The following is a 14225-nucleotide window of genomic DNA, read 5'->3' as shown; positions in this document are numbered from 1 at the left end:
AGCACGCGATACATCAATGAAACTGACGCCGCCATCCTTTTGCATATTAAGGTAAAAATCCCGCACACGATACATCGCCTGAATATCGTCCAAAATGCACTCATTAAGGAAAGGATCTTTCGTGACCGAAGCATTCTCCCAGTTGATTGAATGCTCGTAATTAAAACTTCCTCCGAAGCGAATAAAGATAAAAAATATCGGAATGAATAGAAAAAGCCCCACACCTAACGCCCATCGATTCAAGCAATTTGGCAAAGGCATCGTTTCCGTACGCAGCAGGCGACGCAGCAGAAAATAGGAAATTGCAGTCAAAACAACGGCCGCCAAAAGGCGTGTCGGCAGCGCATACGATTCAACTAACATCGAGAAAATCGTCTGCGTGTCTTCATGCATCCCCTGCACGACCTCCCTGCCGAACGTCGCATGAAACACCTCATAATACGGAAACCGCGCCTGAAAGAATATGGCAAGAAGCGCGCTCCCTGCCGTTCCGATCCAAAGCCGCAAACGATCAAGCCGCAGCCTCGGCAAAACAAGTTCCGGCAAAGAGCAGAATGCAAAAACAAGAAGCGCGATCGCCCCTGCTGATTTCAAGCTGATACGAAAGCCCAGCCAAAGCGCAAGAAACACTTCCCCCATTGAAGTGTTCGGCGCTATCGCTTCCGACATATATGCCATGAAATATGCACGATAGAGACATATAACGAAGAGAAGGAAAAGAAAAACCTTCAAATCCTTCTGCAGATTCGCAAAAAACTGTTCGAGCCGCAATGCCAGGCCTCCTCGTATGGTGAATGCAGTCGAAAACTGTCATCTCAAAGTATATCACAAGACATTCCAGTACAAAAGCCATTTCCACAGAAGAATCCGCCATCCTAAATCCCGCAACATGATTATTGAGCAGTTCGGAGAGAACTGCCCGTAAATCATTTTAACATTCCTGCTTCAGACATTGATTTTTACCCATTTTTATACTATCATAAATCCATGAGGGTGACGTTCGTTCTATGTCAATTCTCGTTCAGCAATTTTCGCTCTTACCGTGATGAAACTATATTCGACTCTTACCTCGCATATTCCCTTATGCGCATTCTACGAACATACCACCAACTCTCGTGTCTATTGAAACATTCATGATTCTTCGTTATCTTAATATGACGAAGCCAACAAAACACAAAATAGTGGGGATGTGAAAAAATGAACCTGGGGGCTATTTGGCTTATACTTTGCGCACTCGTTCTCATACGTTATTGTTGGAAATATAACGAGAATGATCCCGAACGACGTTTTTTTGGCATATTTCTAGTCGTTCTCCTTGCATTCCTATTTTATATAGTACAATCGCTCCTTTTCATTCCATTTGTCGCAGTTGCTTTTGTAGCCATCATGCCAGCATATGTGACATATATGCTCAAAAGCATCCTCACTAAAGATATAACGCTTCTTCCATTGCTCTTTTTCGTGATATCCGCTCTTATCTCTGCCATAGTACTCCAACCTGCTTCATTATATGATAACCCCTCTGAAACAGTGATTTCTGGAGAGGCACTTCTCCAAACATACATAAACCAAACACAGGTTTATGAAATCCACTTTTCTCAACCGATAACTCTTGAATCGCTGATTCCAAACACCTTTACTAGTATAGCTATCGGTTTTTCCCTTTTGATTCTAGAAAAATCATTCAAAGAATTCTTCAATATCAACGGGAAATTTTTCATCAATATTGGAGAACATATTAAATATGAATGGACTTTATTTAAATGGAAACGGTCCAAAAGGAAATTTTTATAACCATATACACTGGTAATTTCAGCCATACACTTATATGATTCTAGCCAATTGTCGTGCTTAGGCGCACCGTGAATAATTCTTTCATATATTCATAATTCATTCACTTTATTACCACCCAACCCAAACGAAAGGATGTTTTTCTTATGAAATTTCTCATTGTCAGCCCGCGACAAACTAGTGGAGGCGCTATTGTTCTCCACCTCCTCTGCAAACTATTGATGGATCGCGGTCATGATGCAAAAATTTTTTATACCGCATTTAAAAGAAAATATCCTATATCCTATGCCACGTTTTTATTCGATCACATTTGCTTCTTACGGCATGATATTCCTCGACGACTCAAGGCACAATTATTTCCCAAGGCGAAGTTCACCAAAAAACCTCGCTACAACGGCTACGCCTACTTTCCAGTCAAAGGTTGCCAGCAAAAGTATCTCCCAACAATTGATGACGAAACCATTGTAATCTATCCTGAAATCGTCTATGGAAACCCTTTACGTGCCAAGAAAACCATTTACTGGCTTTTGTTTTTCAATCCCTACAAGGGTGACGCTAACGCTTACGCAAAGGATGCTCTCATTTTTACTTATCATGAACTGTTTAACGACGAGATATTAAACCCTTCTGGGCGCAAATTACATCTACAAGCTCTAGACGAAGACATGTGGAAACAGACAAATTTCGGAGAGCGTTCCGGCTGCTGCTACATCGTGCACAAAGGACACGACCGCGCGGACTTGCCCAAGCAGTTTGACGGACCCGTCATCGACAAACTTTCCAAACATGAGATTGCAGAAATCCTCAATCAGAAAAAATATTGCTATTGCTATGATATGTACACTTCCTACAGTCTCATCGCCGCCATGTGCGGCTGCATCCCGATCGTCATGCTTGAAGAAGGAAAAACCCGTACCGATTGCATCGGAAAAGAAGAAGAAGGCTACGGCATTGCTTGGGGCAATACACCAGAGGCGATTGAATACGCCTTAGCTACACGCGAAAAGATGTTTGAGCAAATCCATAAGATGCACAAGGAAAACGATGATGCTGTTGATTCTTTCCTTGTCGAATGCAAGAGATATTTTTATCCCGAGCAAGATATTTAACAACAGAGGAGGGTTCCCCTTCATGAAAATCAATCTGAACAACATGCGATTATTGGTTGAGGGTACTCCTGGCATGGGTGACCTGATTATGCTGACACCTGCCTTACGTGAACTGAAAAACCAATTTCCTGGATGTGAAATCACCATCATGTCACATCCAGGAAATTTAAAAATGGTGGATCGTCTACCCTACGTCTCTCGTGTTTGTCCCATTGATAAATCTGTCACAGGAATCCTAAAAACGGCTCGACTACTACACCAACAAGATATTATCATCTTCACCACATGGCAATCGCTATACGCTCGTATGCTGAAGTTTCTGAGAGTCTCCTTTTGTGCAGGCGTATGCAAAGAAAAATACCTCAAACGGAAATATTTTCATCTTGTTTTACCTCATTTAGACTCTTATGGTACACAGTATCGCCCTCAATCCATTGCCAATCAGCTAGGGCAAGCTTTAGGCATGCAATTGTCCATAAATGCACATTACGATGTATCTACCCCGACGGAAGAAGAGTGGCAGTCCGTAAAAACGAAGCTTCATCAGTTAGGGCGATCCTTGAACGAGGAGAAACCATATATTGTATTTGCCCCGGTAGGCAGAACCGCTCAATCAATTCCTTCATCTTTAGTCATGGCAGCGATTGAACATCTTCAAAAAAATTATCCTTATGAGATTGTCCTGTCCCACGATCATCCGTTGTCATATCTACAATCATTAAAGCAACAAGAAGGAACGAACAACATATATGATTTAAGCGGCTGTCTCTCCTTACGTGAACTCATAGCCTTGTTGGATCGTGCTCAATTAGTCATTGCTACAGATAGCGGCCCCATGCATATAGCATGTGCAAGGAAAACGCCGTCCATCGCGCTCTTTACGACAGATGTACCTTCACGATGGGCAGGCCCTTTTTGCCATCCCATCAGCATGCACATGACATGCAGTTCAACCTGCAACGCAGAGGTGGCACGCACCTGTTTAGAAAAAAAGTGTTTAACAAAAATTACGCCTAATATGATTTGCTCTACAATCAATCAAGTTATATGCTCGATATAAATGAGGTACCCTATGAAAATTCTGATTCTAGCTCCCCCGTATCTTTCACATTCTAGCGGTGTATCATCTGCATTCCAAAAGATTGGCTATCGTACACAACTTTTTTATTGCAACGAATTCTATTTAGATTGTAGCTACTGGGAAAGAAAACTCTATAAACTAGGTTACAAAGCCGCAAAAAAGAGATATGAATACACTCAATGCTCACGATTAAGATTTTGCTATGATAACTTCCAGCCAGATTATATCCTTGTCCTCAGTGGTCTTTATTTAGATGAATGTCTTCTTTCTTATCTAGAATCTTTACATATTCCTAAATTTTTATGGACATGGGATGGAATAAACAGGTTTCCTTTTTTTAGTAAAATCATTCCCCATTTCTCGCACATCTTTTGCTTTGAATCGAAGGACGTACCTTTCATTCAAAAAACATATAGCATCTCTTCTACATATTGTCCTTTAGGCTATGACGAGAATGCATACTTTTTCGAAGAAACTATAAAAGATATTGACATATCCTTTGTCGGCATCCCTCTACCAAATCGGACAACTATATTGGATGCTACAGCGAAATATAGTCAGGAGCATCATCTGACCATGCTTATCGCAGGACCATGGTATGACAGAAAATATTTTTGGAAAAAGTGGCAGTACCAAAAAAGGCATCCGAAGTTATTTCCTTACTTATTAAATCATCGTATTTCCAGCAACGAAACGGCAAATATATATCGCCGCAGTAAAATTTGTCTGAACATCGGTGCTATCGAACATCTCGGTCTAAATCCAAGAACGTTCGAGATCCTAGCAACAGGCTCTTTCCAACTGACAGATCATATCTACAAAAAAGACATCGATGACGGCATATTGCAAGCAGATTCTACGATCTCTTTTCTTGATGAATATGATCTTCTAGAAAAAATTGAATATTACTTGTATCATGAAGAGCTACGCCGAGAGCTTGCTCAAAAAGGATATAAAGATGCTGTTCCCCACACCTCGATCCGTTCTTTCGTCCAAAGCAGAATCTGTCCCGAGATGGATAAATTTTGAAGCTGGAGTCATTTTAACGAAAATAAGCATTACCAGATTGATCCACTATTGATCCACTATGATTACGCAAAGGAATTTTTCCCAGCACCTTAATATTTCCTACATTCATCCAGTAAGCTTTCCCATTCATCCCAAATTACGGAGGCTTCATACTGGCGCATTGATTCCCTTGCTGCCATCCCCATCCTCACCCGCAAATCTTGATTTGCCATAAGCATTTTCATACTTTGTACCATACCATCTACACCATCTTCAGCAAGAAATCCAGTGATGCCATCTTGAATCAATTCATTTACAGAAATACTATCCTTATAACCAATCGCTGGAAGTCCCATACTCATGGCTTCGGTTAAAGCTAAGCTAAAGCCTTCATAAGCGCTAGGACAAACGAATAGATCACCCTTTTGCAAGACAGAGGCGACATCATGGGTCGTACCCTTCAAAAAAACTCGCTGTTCCAAACCCGCACGCTGAATCAACGTTTCCAGACTTTTTTGATACGACTTCTTCGCACCGCCCCCCCAGATTTCCACAATCCAATCGGGAAAATCATCAGCAAGTCTGGCAAAAGCTTCAATCAGCAGATGCGGCCTCTTGTGATTTTTCACCAGACGCCCGATGAAAATGATCTTGTATTGTTCTTTCTCACATCCCAAATCTGCTGCTTCTTCATACTGCGGAACTACATTGCCGATGGTCACCGTCTTCATATTGGGAAAACGTTTCTTTATTGCTTCCACAAAGGACGGCAGCAAGACTTGACATGCTGTACTCTTGCCCAAAGCCGGTATTTCTTCCTGCGGGTATGTATGGAAAATATCTTCCGGATCGCCATGAGACATAGTGATTACAGGTATTTTCGTTTCTAAGTCACAAAGAAAAATCTTGCTGGCAAGCGTCTGCCAGCAAATGACAATATCAGGTTTGAAACTTTCCAAAACACGTTTTGTCGGTGCAAGCAGATACGTCTTAACAAATCCATTGTTCACAGCACGCCCTCTTCGCGTACTGAAGGCACGAACGAGCTCTCGTTTGACTTTCAGATACTTCGGGAAAACGACATCTGTATCTTCATAATGCTGCAAGTTGCATAATTCAATGCCATCATCGACAGGAAAGAACGGCTTGCCAATCTTATCATCACAAAACACCATCGCCACATCATGACCGCGCCGCTTCATCTCGTTCGCAAAGCTGCAATGCACCTTCGCCGCACCGCCTGTGTCACCCACCATCTTGGAAAAATTTGCTAACAGAAGCCGCATAAAATAATTATCCCCTTTTGTTTCAATCTCAAAAGATGTTTATACCAGGTATATAACTCATATCCCTTCCTATGAACAGATTCATCCCAACATCCCCAACACTCGCTCCACCACATCCAGCAAACTCCCGCCCTCATACCGCACGCCCCGCACACCTGCGTGTCTTGCACATTCCATGTCACTTTCGCTGTCGCCGATGAGGACGGCACGCGTTCGGTCGATGTCGTACTTCGCACAGGCGGCGTCGATCATGCCTGTGGCGGGCTTTCGGCAGCTGCAGTTTTTTGTGTACTCGGGAATCTTGCCGTCAATATGGTGCGGGCAATAGAAGAGGGCGTCCAAGTGTGCGCCCTCTTTTTTCAGTTCTTCATTCATCCAGTCATGTAGGCGGCGGACGTCCTCTTCCGGGTAGTAGCCGCGCGCCACGCCCGATTGGTTCGTGACGACGATGGTGAGGATGCCGCATTCGTTGAGGCGGCGGATGGCGGCGGGAGTATCGGGCGTCCAGATGAAATCCTCAGGACGATGCAGGTAATGAATATCGACGTTCAGCGTGCCGTCACGATCGAAGAATACAGCGGGGACGCCCTTATTCTTCATAGCGGAAGTATCCTCCGTCCTCAAGGAAGTCGACGTATTCCTTGACGGCGGCGCGGAAATCGTGGAAGCCTCCGTCGTAGCCGGCCTTCAGGAGCTGCTTCGGATCGGCTTCAGTGAAGCTCTGATACTTGCCTTTGAGCACTTCGGGAAAATCGCGGTAGCCGATATATCCCTTGCCCAAGGCAGCGATGACGGCATCGGCGGCTTCGTTGTAGGTGTGTGCCTTGCCCGTGCCGCAGTTGTAGATGCCGGACGGCCCTTTGTTTTCCCAGAACCAGAAGTTGACCTTTACGACATCCTTGACGTAGATGAAGTCGCGGCGCTGCTCGCCGTCGTCGAAGCCGTCCGTGCCGCGGAAAAGACGCGCTTCGCCCGTTTCCTTGAGCTGGCGGTAGAGTTGGTAGAAGATTGACGCCATCTTGCCCTTGTGCTGTTCCTGCGGGCCGAAGACGTTGAAGTAGCGCAGACCGACGATCGGACTGCGGCTCTCGCGCATGACCTGACGCACATAGCGGTCGAAGGCGAGCTTGCTGTAAGCATAAGGATTCAGAGCGTCCTCCGCCGCGTCGTTCTCGGTGAAGCCGTGGCGGCCTGCGCCGTACGTCGAGGCGGACGAGGCGTAGAGAAACGGCACGCGGTGCAGCAGGCAGAAGTGCAGCAGTGTCTTCGAATATTCGTAGTTGACCTTCATCATGTAGTTGACGTCGTACTCCATCGTATCGGAGCAAGCGCCTTCGTGAAATACGGCATCGATGTCACTGCCGCCGAATTCGTCATCTTCGATGCTCTCTAAAAAGTCGTCCTTGTGACGGTAGTCGATGAAGTGAAGTCCGCGCAGGTTCTTGTAGTTCTCCCCATCCTTGAGATCGTCGACGATGAGGATGTCGTTCCTGCCCTTGCGGTTGAGTTCCTTGACGATATTGCTGCCGATGAACCCGGCGCCGCCTGTGACGATGATCATGAAGATCCCCTCTCTCTTTTCATGCAAGGCGCGTACGGAACGCGCCCTTCAAACTCATGCTTCTTCGCGCGGCAGTTTCCGCAATTCTTCCTTCAACTCCTCACGGCTCACGGCGTAGGTGCCGAGCTTTCTTACGACGACACTTGCGGCGAGGTTTGCAAGGAAGGCGGCGTCCCTGCCCTTGAGTCCGCCCGCAAGGCCAGCGGCGAGGACGGCGATGACCGTATCGCCCGCGCCCGATACATCGAAGACTTCCTGCGCCCGCGTCGGAATATGCACTTCTTCACCCTCGCGCACGAGCGTCACGCCGCTTTCCGAACGCGTCACGAGCACATTTTTGATGCGATACTTGCGCATGATGTAGTGGGCAGCCTTGAGCACCTCGGCATTCGTATTCTTGATGGGGTCGATGAGGATCTCGTTGATTTCCTTGACATTCGGCGTGATGTAGTCGGCGCCGCGATACTTCGTCCAGTTCGCGCCCTTGGGGTCGATGATGACGGGAACACCGTGCGCGTGCGCCGCTTCGATGATCGCCGTCGTCGTGACCTCGCTGCACGTTCCCTTCGCATAGTCGGAAACGACGATGGCGTCGATGCTCTCAGCGAGCTTGCAGCGCACGAAGGCGAGGAATTTGTCGATGTAGATTTTTTCGAGAGGCTCAGTGCTCTCAAAGTCGAGCCGCATCATCTGCTGATGTCCGCCGATGATACGCATCTTCGTCGTCGTCGGGCGGTTCGTCGGCACGAGTCCCGCATGGTCGATGCCGTTTTCCACGAGCTTTTCCTTCAAGGAGCGGCAATGGTAGTCCTCGCCGACAAAGCCCGCGAGAAGCGTGTCGCAGCCGAGGAGCGCGAGGTTGTGCGCAACGTTCGCCGCGCCGCCGAGCGTCTCCTTCTGGCGCGTGATGTGATTGATCGGCACGGGCGCTTCGGGCGAGATGCGCGTGACTTCGCCGTAGTAATATTTGTCGAGCATGACGTCGCCTGTGACGAGAATCTTGCAGCGAGAAAGGCGCTCCTCGACGAGGGTGAGCATTTTTTCGATGTCCATAGAAAGCTCCCTTCCAACGAGATGATTTCTCTTATAATTCTACAACCTTGCAGCAATATTGTCCATCGTGCGCGGGGATATTGCCGACTTTATTTTCATACTCATACAGAAGTTCCTCCGCATAGCGCAGCACTTCCTTGACGGGGATGTTCTTCATGCACGCCATATTTTCTGCCCCCGCTCTCGGACATTCGTGCTTGCCGCACGGATGGCAGGATTCGGGCGTCTTCAAGAGGATGTCCTTGGCATCGTAAGGGTAAAATCCCGGCACGGGGCTTGCGCCAAACATCGTGACGATGGGCACGTTCATCGCAACGCCGACGTGCATAGGGCCGGAATCCGTCGTAATGAAGAGCGCACACTTCTTGAGGAGCGCCGCAAGCTCGGCGAGCGTGACGCGCCCCGTGAAGGTCCGCAGCATCACATGATCGCCGTGGCGCATCTTGGCACGGCAGGCGCAAACGAGTTCTTCGTCCATCGGGCCGCCGAAGAAGGCGACGCCATAACCCTTTTCCAGAAAATAGTCCGCCGTTTGCGCAAAATAGTCGTCAATCCAGCGCTTCGTCTTCCAACTCGCGCCGATGTTCAAGGCGATGACCTTCCCTCCCGCAGGAAAGGCGTCCTGCCAGAGCTTTGCCGCGCTTTCTTCTGCGCCTTCGGGCAGCCACATCTCCAAGCCAGCATCATCGATGCGCTCGATGCCGACAGCTTCTTCCAGTACGTCGAAGTGGGAATGGATCTGGTGCTTGACTGCCTTCTTGTTTTCCATAACCTTGTCGAAGAAGGCGGAAAAGATGGGCTTTGCATAGCCAACAATACGACCTGCACCCGAGAAGGCGGCGAGCGCCGAGGCGCGCTCGTTGCGATGCAGGTTGATGACGAGGTCGAAATGCTCGCGGCGAACGCGGCGGATAAAGCGCAAAAAAGCGAGCGGATGATTATCCGCTCCCTTCTTGTCGAGCAAAAGACAGCCGTCGATATGCTTGTTGCAGACGACGAGATCGGCGAGTTTCTTGTCTGCGAGAAGCGTGATGCGCGCCTTCGGAAAGTTCATCCGAAGCGTCCGGAGGACGGGCGTCACGAGCATGAGGTCGCCGATGTGCATGAGGTTGATGACGAGGATGTTGTCGTAGTTTTTTTGCTGCATAGAATGCTTCCTTATGATGACTGCCGGCAGGCAAAAGATTTCCGTTCGTCTGCCGTTACTGTTTTCACCGTGCCAAAACCTCCCGAATCTTCCCCTTTACTTCCTCGACGGAGAGGATTGCGAGGCAATCGAGTCCCTTGGGGCATCTCCTCTTCCAGCACGCTTTGCAGGAGCGCGGAATCTCCATGGCGTTTTCCTGCTGTCCGTAAGGGCCGTTGCGGTTGGCGTCGGTCGGGCCCATGAGCATGACCGTCTTCGTGCCGAGTCCTGCGGCGAGGTGGACGGGGCCGGTGTCGCCGCCGAGGACGAGGTCGGCGCGCTTGAAGATGTGCGCGAGTTCCTTGAGGCTTGTTCGCCCGACGAGGTTGACGGGCGGCACTTCGGTGAGCGCTTCGATGTCGCCCACGAGGCTTTCGTCGAGGCGTCCACCGCCGACGAGCACGGGGATGAGCTTCTCACCGTAGAGCCAATCGGCGAGAACGGCGAAGTACTTGACGGGCCAGCGCTTATTCGGCCAGTTCGCGCCGATGGCGAGAACGGCGAAGCGATGATCTTCGCGCACGCCCTCGGCAGCAAGCAGCGCGTCCGCCGAAGCGGCTTCCGCAGGGGAGACGGCGACGGGAAAATGCACTTCATCAACGCGGCAGCCAAGGGCGCGTGCAACGTCGAGGTACCGCTCGACGATATGCCCCGAGGCGTGCGCCCCCTTGATGGAGTGGCTCACATAGGCGGAGCCTTCGCGCATGTTCGCCGTGCCAAGGCGCAGTTCCGCGCCCGACTGCGCGACGATCGCCGCCGACTTGAAGAGTCCCTGCAGGTCGAGAGCCGCGTCGTACCTTCTCGCGCGAAGCTCATGGCGGAAGGGGCGGAACTCTTCGAGGAAGCCGCGCACGGTGCGGAAACGCTTCTTTTCAAAGAGGATGATGTTGTCAATGAAGGGATTGCCCGCCAAGATGTCATACGCTGTTGGCTCGACGACCCACGTCAGATGCGCGTCGGGAAACGTCTCCTTGATGGCATAGGAGACGGGAAGCGCATGAATGACATCGCCGATGGCGCTGAGCTTGACGACGAGGATGTTTTTCATGCAGCTTCCCGCCTTTCTCCTGCAAGCCTGTTTCTATCTCTGATGAATCTTCTCAATGATCTTCGTCGTCGAGCACCCGGGCACGAGGTCGATGAAATGCACCTCACCGCCGTATTTTTCAACAATCTTCGCCTCGGGCAAAGTTTCGCGCGTGTAGTCGCCGCCCTTGGCGTAGACGGCAGGGCGCACCTTCTCTATGAGCATTTCCGCCGTCGGCTCGTCGAAGAGCACGACGTAGTCGACGGCGACGAGCGCGCCCACGACCGCCGCACGGTCAAGCTCCGTGTTGACAGGACGCGTCTCGCCCTTCAAGCGGCGCACGGAAGCGTCGGTATTGAGTCCGAGCACGAGGCAGTCTCCCAAGGCACGCGCCGCTTCCAAATAACGCACATGACCTGCATGCAGGATGTCGAAGCAGCCGTTCGTGAAGACGACGCGCTGCCCCGCTTCGCGCAGCGTCGCACAGAAGTCCTCGATCCTTTCCTTCGGTATCAGCATGTGAATCCCCCCAAGATTTCAGCCGGAAAGCTCCCGTACCTTCCTCGTAAGTTCCGCTGCACTGACCGTCGCCGTGCCGAACTTCCGCACGGCGATACCTGAGGCGATGTTCGACAGCTGTGTCGCCGCGAGCGGCGAGGCGCCGCCCGCAAGCGCGAGAATGAATGCTGCGACACACGTATCGCCCGCGCCCGAGACATCGTAGACCTCGCTCTTGTCCGACACGGGAATCTCATGCCTTGCGCCGTCCGCAAGAAAGAGCATCATGCCCTTTTCGCCGCGCGTGATGAGCGCCCCCTTCGCACCGAGTTCAGCAACAAGCTCGCGCGCCGCCTCTTCGAGCGCCTCTTCCGTATCAAGGTGACGCTCGAAGGCGGCGGCAAGCTCCGCGTCGTTCTGCTTCACATAGTCGACGCCCGAGAAGGAGCGCACGCCATAGCGCGAATCGACGATCGTCGGCACGCCGCGCTCGCGGCAGGCGGCAAGAAGCCGCTCGCGAATCCCCTGCGTGATCGTACCCGAGCCGTAGTCGCTCAGGACGACGGCGTCGACGTGCGCCAATGCCGTCAAGAGGCGCTCTTCCAACTCCTCCGCGAGCACAGAGGAAAGCGGCTCACGGCTCTCCTTGTCGATGCGCACGATCTGCTGGCTGACCGTCGCCCTGCCGCCCGCGATGACGCGCGTCTTGGAAATCGTCGGTCGTTCAGAAGTCGCCAGAAGTCCCGCCGTATCGACGCCCGCGCGAGAGAGCACCGCGGCAATGCCCGCACCGCCCGCGTCTTTGCCCAAGATGCCGAAGGCGCATACCGCGCCGCCCAAGGTCGCGGCGTTGTGCGCGACGTTCGCCGCGCCGCCCGCGACGACACGCTCGCCCATCTCCTCAAGTACGAGTACAGGCGCCTCCCTCGAAATGCGCGAGATGCGCCCGTCGAGGTAGATGTCGGCGACCATATCCCCGAGGACGAGCACGCGCGTGCCCTTCAAGCAGCCCACTGCCGATGCTAGATCATTTATCGATGCTGCCATTTCCACACTCCTCCGCTCACCACGGCGTGAAGTTCAAACGGACGCTCCAACTGTCGCGTTTCGCACGATAGCGCGTGACGAGCTGCACGCAATGCATATCGTGATACCAATAGTAGTCGACATCGCCCAAAGTGCGGCGGTCGATGTCATACGCCGTACCGCAGACGAAGCGGTCGCGCTCCGTCAGCTGATAGCTGAATCCTGTGTATAGGGCGCGATGGTAATCCGCCACATCGTAGTAGAAGAGCGAATTTCCCGCATAGACCTGTGCGTAACTGTACTTTCCATAGGCCGCCAACCGGTCGCTGAACTTCTTCACGAGCGTAGCCGACCAACTGAATCCCGTGATCCTCGATCGATCATACGATTCCTTCGTCACGGAATAATCCGCCGCAAACGAAAGCAACGCCCCTCTCCCCAAGGGAATCGGATCATGGTAGACGCCGATCTTCCCGTATGTGTGCGTGCTCTTGATGCCGTCGTTGTACCAGCGTCCGTGGTCTGCTTCGATTCCCCAGCCGATCGGCGCATCCTTGAAATGGTAGCCGAGCTCGTAATGCAGGCTTGGCTCACGACGAATCCACCTGTCATCGTTATCCTGCCAATAGCCATACTGCAGGCTCAGCGTCCCATAGCGTCCGCCATAGCGAAGTTCCGCCCTGCCATGCACGCCTTCCTTCGTCGATACCAAGAGCGTCGGGATAAAGTCCAGACGCTCCGCCACAGGAAGCGCGAAATCCTGCTCGATGATAAGCCCGTCCGACTTCGTGTACCTCACCGAAGGGAAGGGCGGCATATCCTTATGATCTGGTCGGATGTCCGCCGTATACTTATCACGATGACCGACGCGCGTCTTCTTGAGCCAGAAGTCGCTGTTATAGAAGACAATCTTGTCGTTCGGATAAATCTCAATGCGCTCGGCGCTCACGCTGTAGTCGGGTGTCTTCGCATGACATTTCGTCGCGCGTCCCTCGTGGATGATGACCTTATCGGGATAGACCTCGATGCGCTTGCCCGAGACGTACTGGTGGTTGACCTTTCCCGAAGCGTCCTCGATCTTGCCGATGCCCGTACCGTAGTTGTAGGAGAGCTTCCAGCCACGAACATCCACTTGCGCCATGTCCGGCGTCACCTGCACGATGTGCGCCTCGTTCTCGACGGCGACGTCCTGCGTGAGAGCATTGCCCTTGATCTCGTCGGAAAGCACGCGGCGGTTGTCGATCTCCGTGATCTTGACGCTGCCTCGCGCGAAGAACTCGCCCGTCACCTGGTCATAAAACAGTTCGTCGCCCTCGAAAGCCGTAGGAAGAGGCTTCAGGTGGTCTTCCATGGGCTGGCGCAGATGCGCCTGCATCGCTGCCGTATCTCGGACGAGCTGCTCCTGCGCTTCCGACAGGCGATTCTCCCTTGCCGCACGCCGCTCGTTTTCGATGTAGTCGAGAACATCCGCCGCCGTATCCGTCGACGAATGATACTCCGCAAATGCCGCCGAAGGCAGACAGGACGCCGCAAAAACTGCGGCCAAAAGGGCGCTCTTTCGAGGGAAAACGCGCCGAACCATCATCTTCATGAAATTTC

General features: G+C 51.4%; 14 protein-coding genes. 5 read left to right on the top strand and 9 right to left on the bottom strand.

Annotation, left to right across the window (positions count from 1 at the left end):
- The first annotated feature begins 463 nt into the window (after positions 1 to 463).
- The 5 genes from SELSP_RS12375 to SELSP_RS12075 all read left to right on the top strand — a co-directional run bounded on the left by SELSP_RS12375 (position 464) and on the right by SELSP_RS12075 (position 5010).
- Complete coding sequence (locus tag SELSP_RS12375) at positions 464 to 694, top strand: hypothetical protein (RefSeq protein ID WP_233275185.1); 231 nt, start codon at positions 464 to 466, stop codon at positions 692 to 694.
- Between the two features lie 503 nt (positions 695 to 1197).
- Complete coding sequence (locus tag SELSP_RS01985; RefSeq protein ID WP_006193643.1) at positions 1198 to 1794, top strand: hypothetical protein; 597 nt, start codon at positions 1198 to 1200, stop codon at positions 1792 to 1794.
- A 143-nt stretch (positions 1795 to 1937) separates the two neighbouring features.
- The gene (locus tag SELSP_RS01980) at positions 1938 to 2900 is read left to right on the top strand and encodes a hypothetical protein (RefSeq protein WP_006193644.1); all 963 of its coding nucleotides are present in this window, start codon (positions 1938 to 1940) and stop codon (positions 2898 to 2900) included.
- A gap of 22 nt (positions 2901 to 2922) precedes the next feature.
- On the top strand, positions 2923 to 3960 hold the full coding sequence (locus tag SELSP_RS11850; RefSeq protein WP_006193645.1) for a glycosyltransferase family 9 protein: 1038 nt from the start codon (positions 2923 to 2925) through the stop codon (positions 3958 to 3960).
- A gap of 12 nt (positions 3961 to 3972) precedes the next feature.
- A complete protein-coding gene (locus SELSP_RS12075; protein ID WP_013740567.1) occupies positions 3973 to 5010 on the top strand; it encodes a CgeB family protein in 1038 nt (345 codons plus the stop codon).
- A gap of 89 nt (positions 5011 to 5099) precedes the next feature.
- On the opposite strand, the gene SELSP_RS01970 is transcribed toward SELSP_RS12075, so the two are convergent.
- From SELSP_RS01970 to SELSP_RS01930, 9 genes are all read right to left on the bottom strand, one after another.
- Positions 5100 to 6275 carry a glycosyltransferase gene (locus SELSP_RS01970; protein WP_006193647.1) on the bottom strand — a complete coding sequence of 392 codons (1176 nt, stop codon included), beginning with the start codon at positions 6273 to 6275 and terminating at the stop codon, positions 5100 to 5102.
- 81 nt (positions 6276 to 6356) lie between these two features.
- Positions 6357 to 6875: a D-glycero-alpha-D-manno-heptose-1,7-bisphosphate 7-phosphatase gene (locus SELSP_RS01965; protein ID WP_006193648.1), complete on the bottom strand. Its 519-nt coding sequence runs from the start codon at positions 6873 to 6875 to the stop codon at positions 6357 to 6359.
- Entirely contained in the window at positions 6865 to 7836 is a 972-nt protein-coding gene (rfaD, locus tag SELSP_RS01960) for an ADP-glyceromanno-heptose 6-epimerase (protein ID WP_013740566.1), read from the bottom strand. The genes SELSP_RS01965 and rfaD overlap by 11 nt, the downstream gene beginning before the upstream one ends.
- 54 nt (positions 7837 to 7890) lie before the next feature.
- Positions 7891 to 8889 carry a D-glycero-beta-D-manno-heptose-7-phosphate kinase gene (rfaE1, locus tag SELSP_RS01955; RefSeq protein ID WP_006193650.1) on the bottom strand — a complete coding sequence of 333 codons (999 nt, stop codon included), beginning with the start codon at positions 8887 to 8889 and terminating at the stop codon, positions 7891 to 7893.
- A 31-nt stretch (positions 8890 to 8920) separates the two neighbouring features.
- A complete protein-coding gene (locus SELSP_RS01950; protein WP_006193651.1) occupies positions 8921 to 10036 on the bottom strand; it encodes a glycosyltransferase family 9 protein in 1116 nt (371 codons plus the stop codon).
- A gap of 64 nt (positions 10037 to 10100) precedes the next feature.
- Positions 10101 to 11123, bottom strand: a complete 1023-nt coding sequence (locus tag SELSP_RS01945) for a glycosyltransferase family 9 protein (RefSeq protein WP_006193652.1) — start codon at positions 11121 to 11123, stop codon at positions 10101 to 10103.
- A gap of 33 nt (positions 11124 to 11156) precedes the next feature.
- Positions 11157 to 11621, bottom strand: a complete 465-nt coding sequence (gene rfaE2 / locus SELSP_RS01940; protein ID WP_006193653.1) for a D-glycero-beta-D-manno-heptose 1-phosphate adenylyltransferase — start codon at positions 11619 to 11621, stop codon at positions 11157 to 11159.
- A gap of 18 nt (positions 11622 to 11639) precedes the next feature.
- Positions 11640 to 12647, bottom strand: a complete 1008-nt coding sequence (locus tag SELSP_RS01935; RefSeq protein WP_006193654.1) for a bifunctional heptose 7-phosphate kinase/heptose 1-phosphate adenyltransferase — start codon at positions 12645 to 12647, stop codon at positions 11640 to 11642.
- Between the two features lie 16 nt (positions 12648 to 12663).
- On the bottom strand, positions 12664 to 14217 hold the full coding sequence (locus SELSP_RS01930) for an LPS-assembly protein LptD (RefSeq protein WP_006193655.1): 1554 nt from the start codon (positions 14215 to 14217) through the stop codon (positions 12664 to 12666).
- Between the last annotated feature and the right edge of the window lie 8 nt (positions 14218 to 14225).

The sequence above is a fragment of the Selenomonas sputigena ATCC 35185 genome, assembly GCF_000208405.1.
GTDB classification, from domain to species: domain Bacteria; phylum Bacillota; class Negativicutes; order Selenomonadales; family Selenomonadaceae; genus Selenomonas; species Selenomonas sputigena.
The sequence above is the reverse complement of the archived record's forward strand: the minus strand, read 5'-3'. Positions and strand labels throughout refer to the sequence as shown.

Bases quoted from the DNA above. Each gene is read 5' to 3' on its own strand.
- SELSP_RS12375 (WP_233275185.1), top strand. From the start codon at position 464: ATGGCAAGAAGCGCGCTCCCTGCCGTTCCGATCCAAAGCCGCAAACGA.
- SELSP_RS01985 (WP_006193643.1), top strand. From the start codon at position 1,198: ATGAACCTGGGGGCTATTTGGCTTATACTTTGCGCACTCGTTCTCATA.
- SELSP_RS01980 (WP_006193644.1), top strand. From the start codon at position 1,938: ATGAAATTTCTCATTGTCAGCCCGCGACAAACTAGTGGAGGCGCTATT.
- SELSP_RS11850 (WP_006193645.1), top strand. From the start codon at position 2,923: ATGAAAATCAATCTGAACAACATGCGATTATTGGTTGAGGGTACTCCT.
- SELSP_RS12075 (WP_013740567.1), top strand. From the start codon at position 3,973: ATGAAAATTCTGATTCTAGCTCCCCCGTATCTTTCACATTCTAGCGGT.
- SELSP_RS01970 (WP_006193647.1), bottom strand. From the start codon at position 6,275: ATGCGGCTTCTGTTAGCAAATTTTTCCAAGATGGTGGGTGACACAGGC.
- SELSP_RS01965 (WP_006193648.1), bottom strand. From the start codon at position 6,875: ATGAAGAATAAGGGCGTCCCCGCTGTATTCTTCGATCGTGACGGCACG.
- rfaD (WP_013740566.1), bottom strand. From the start codon at position 7,836: ATGATCATCGTCACAGGCGGCGCCGGGTTCATCGGCAGCAATATCGTC.
- rfaE1 (WP_006193650.1), bottom strand. From the start codon at position 8,889: ATGGACATCGAAAAAATGCTCACCCTCGTCGAGGAGCGCCTTTCTCGC.
- SELSP_RS01950 (WP_006193651.1), bottom strand. From the start codon at position 10,036: ATGCAGCAAAAAAACTACGACAACATCCTCGTCATCAACCTCATGCAC.
- SELSP_RS01945 (WP_006193652.1), bottom strand. From the start codon at position 11,123: ATGAAAAACATCCTCGTCGTCAAGCTCAGCGCCATCGGCGATGTCATT.
- rfaE2 (WP_006193653.1), bottom strand. From the start codon at position 11,621: ATGCTGATACCGAAGGAAAGGATCGAGGACTTCTGTGCGACGCTGCGC.
- SELSP_RS01935 (WP_006193654.1), bottom strand. From the start codon at position 12,647: ATGGCAGCATCGATAAATGATCTAGCATCGGCAGTGGGCTGCTTGAAG.
- SELSP_RS01930 (WP_006193655.1), bottom strand. From the start codon at position 14,217: ATGAAGATGATGGTTCGGCGCGTTTTCCCTCGAAAGAGCGCCCTTTTG.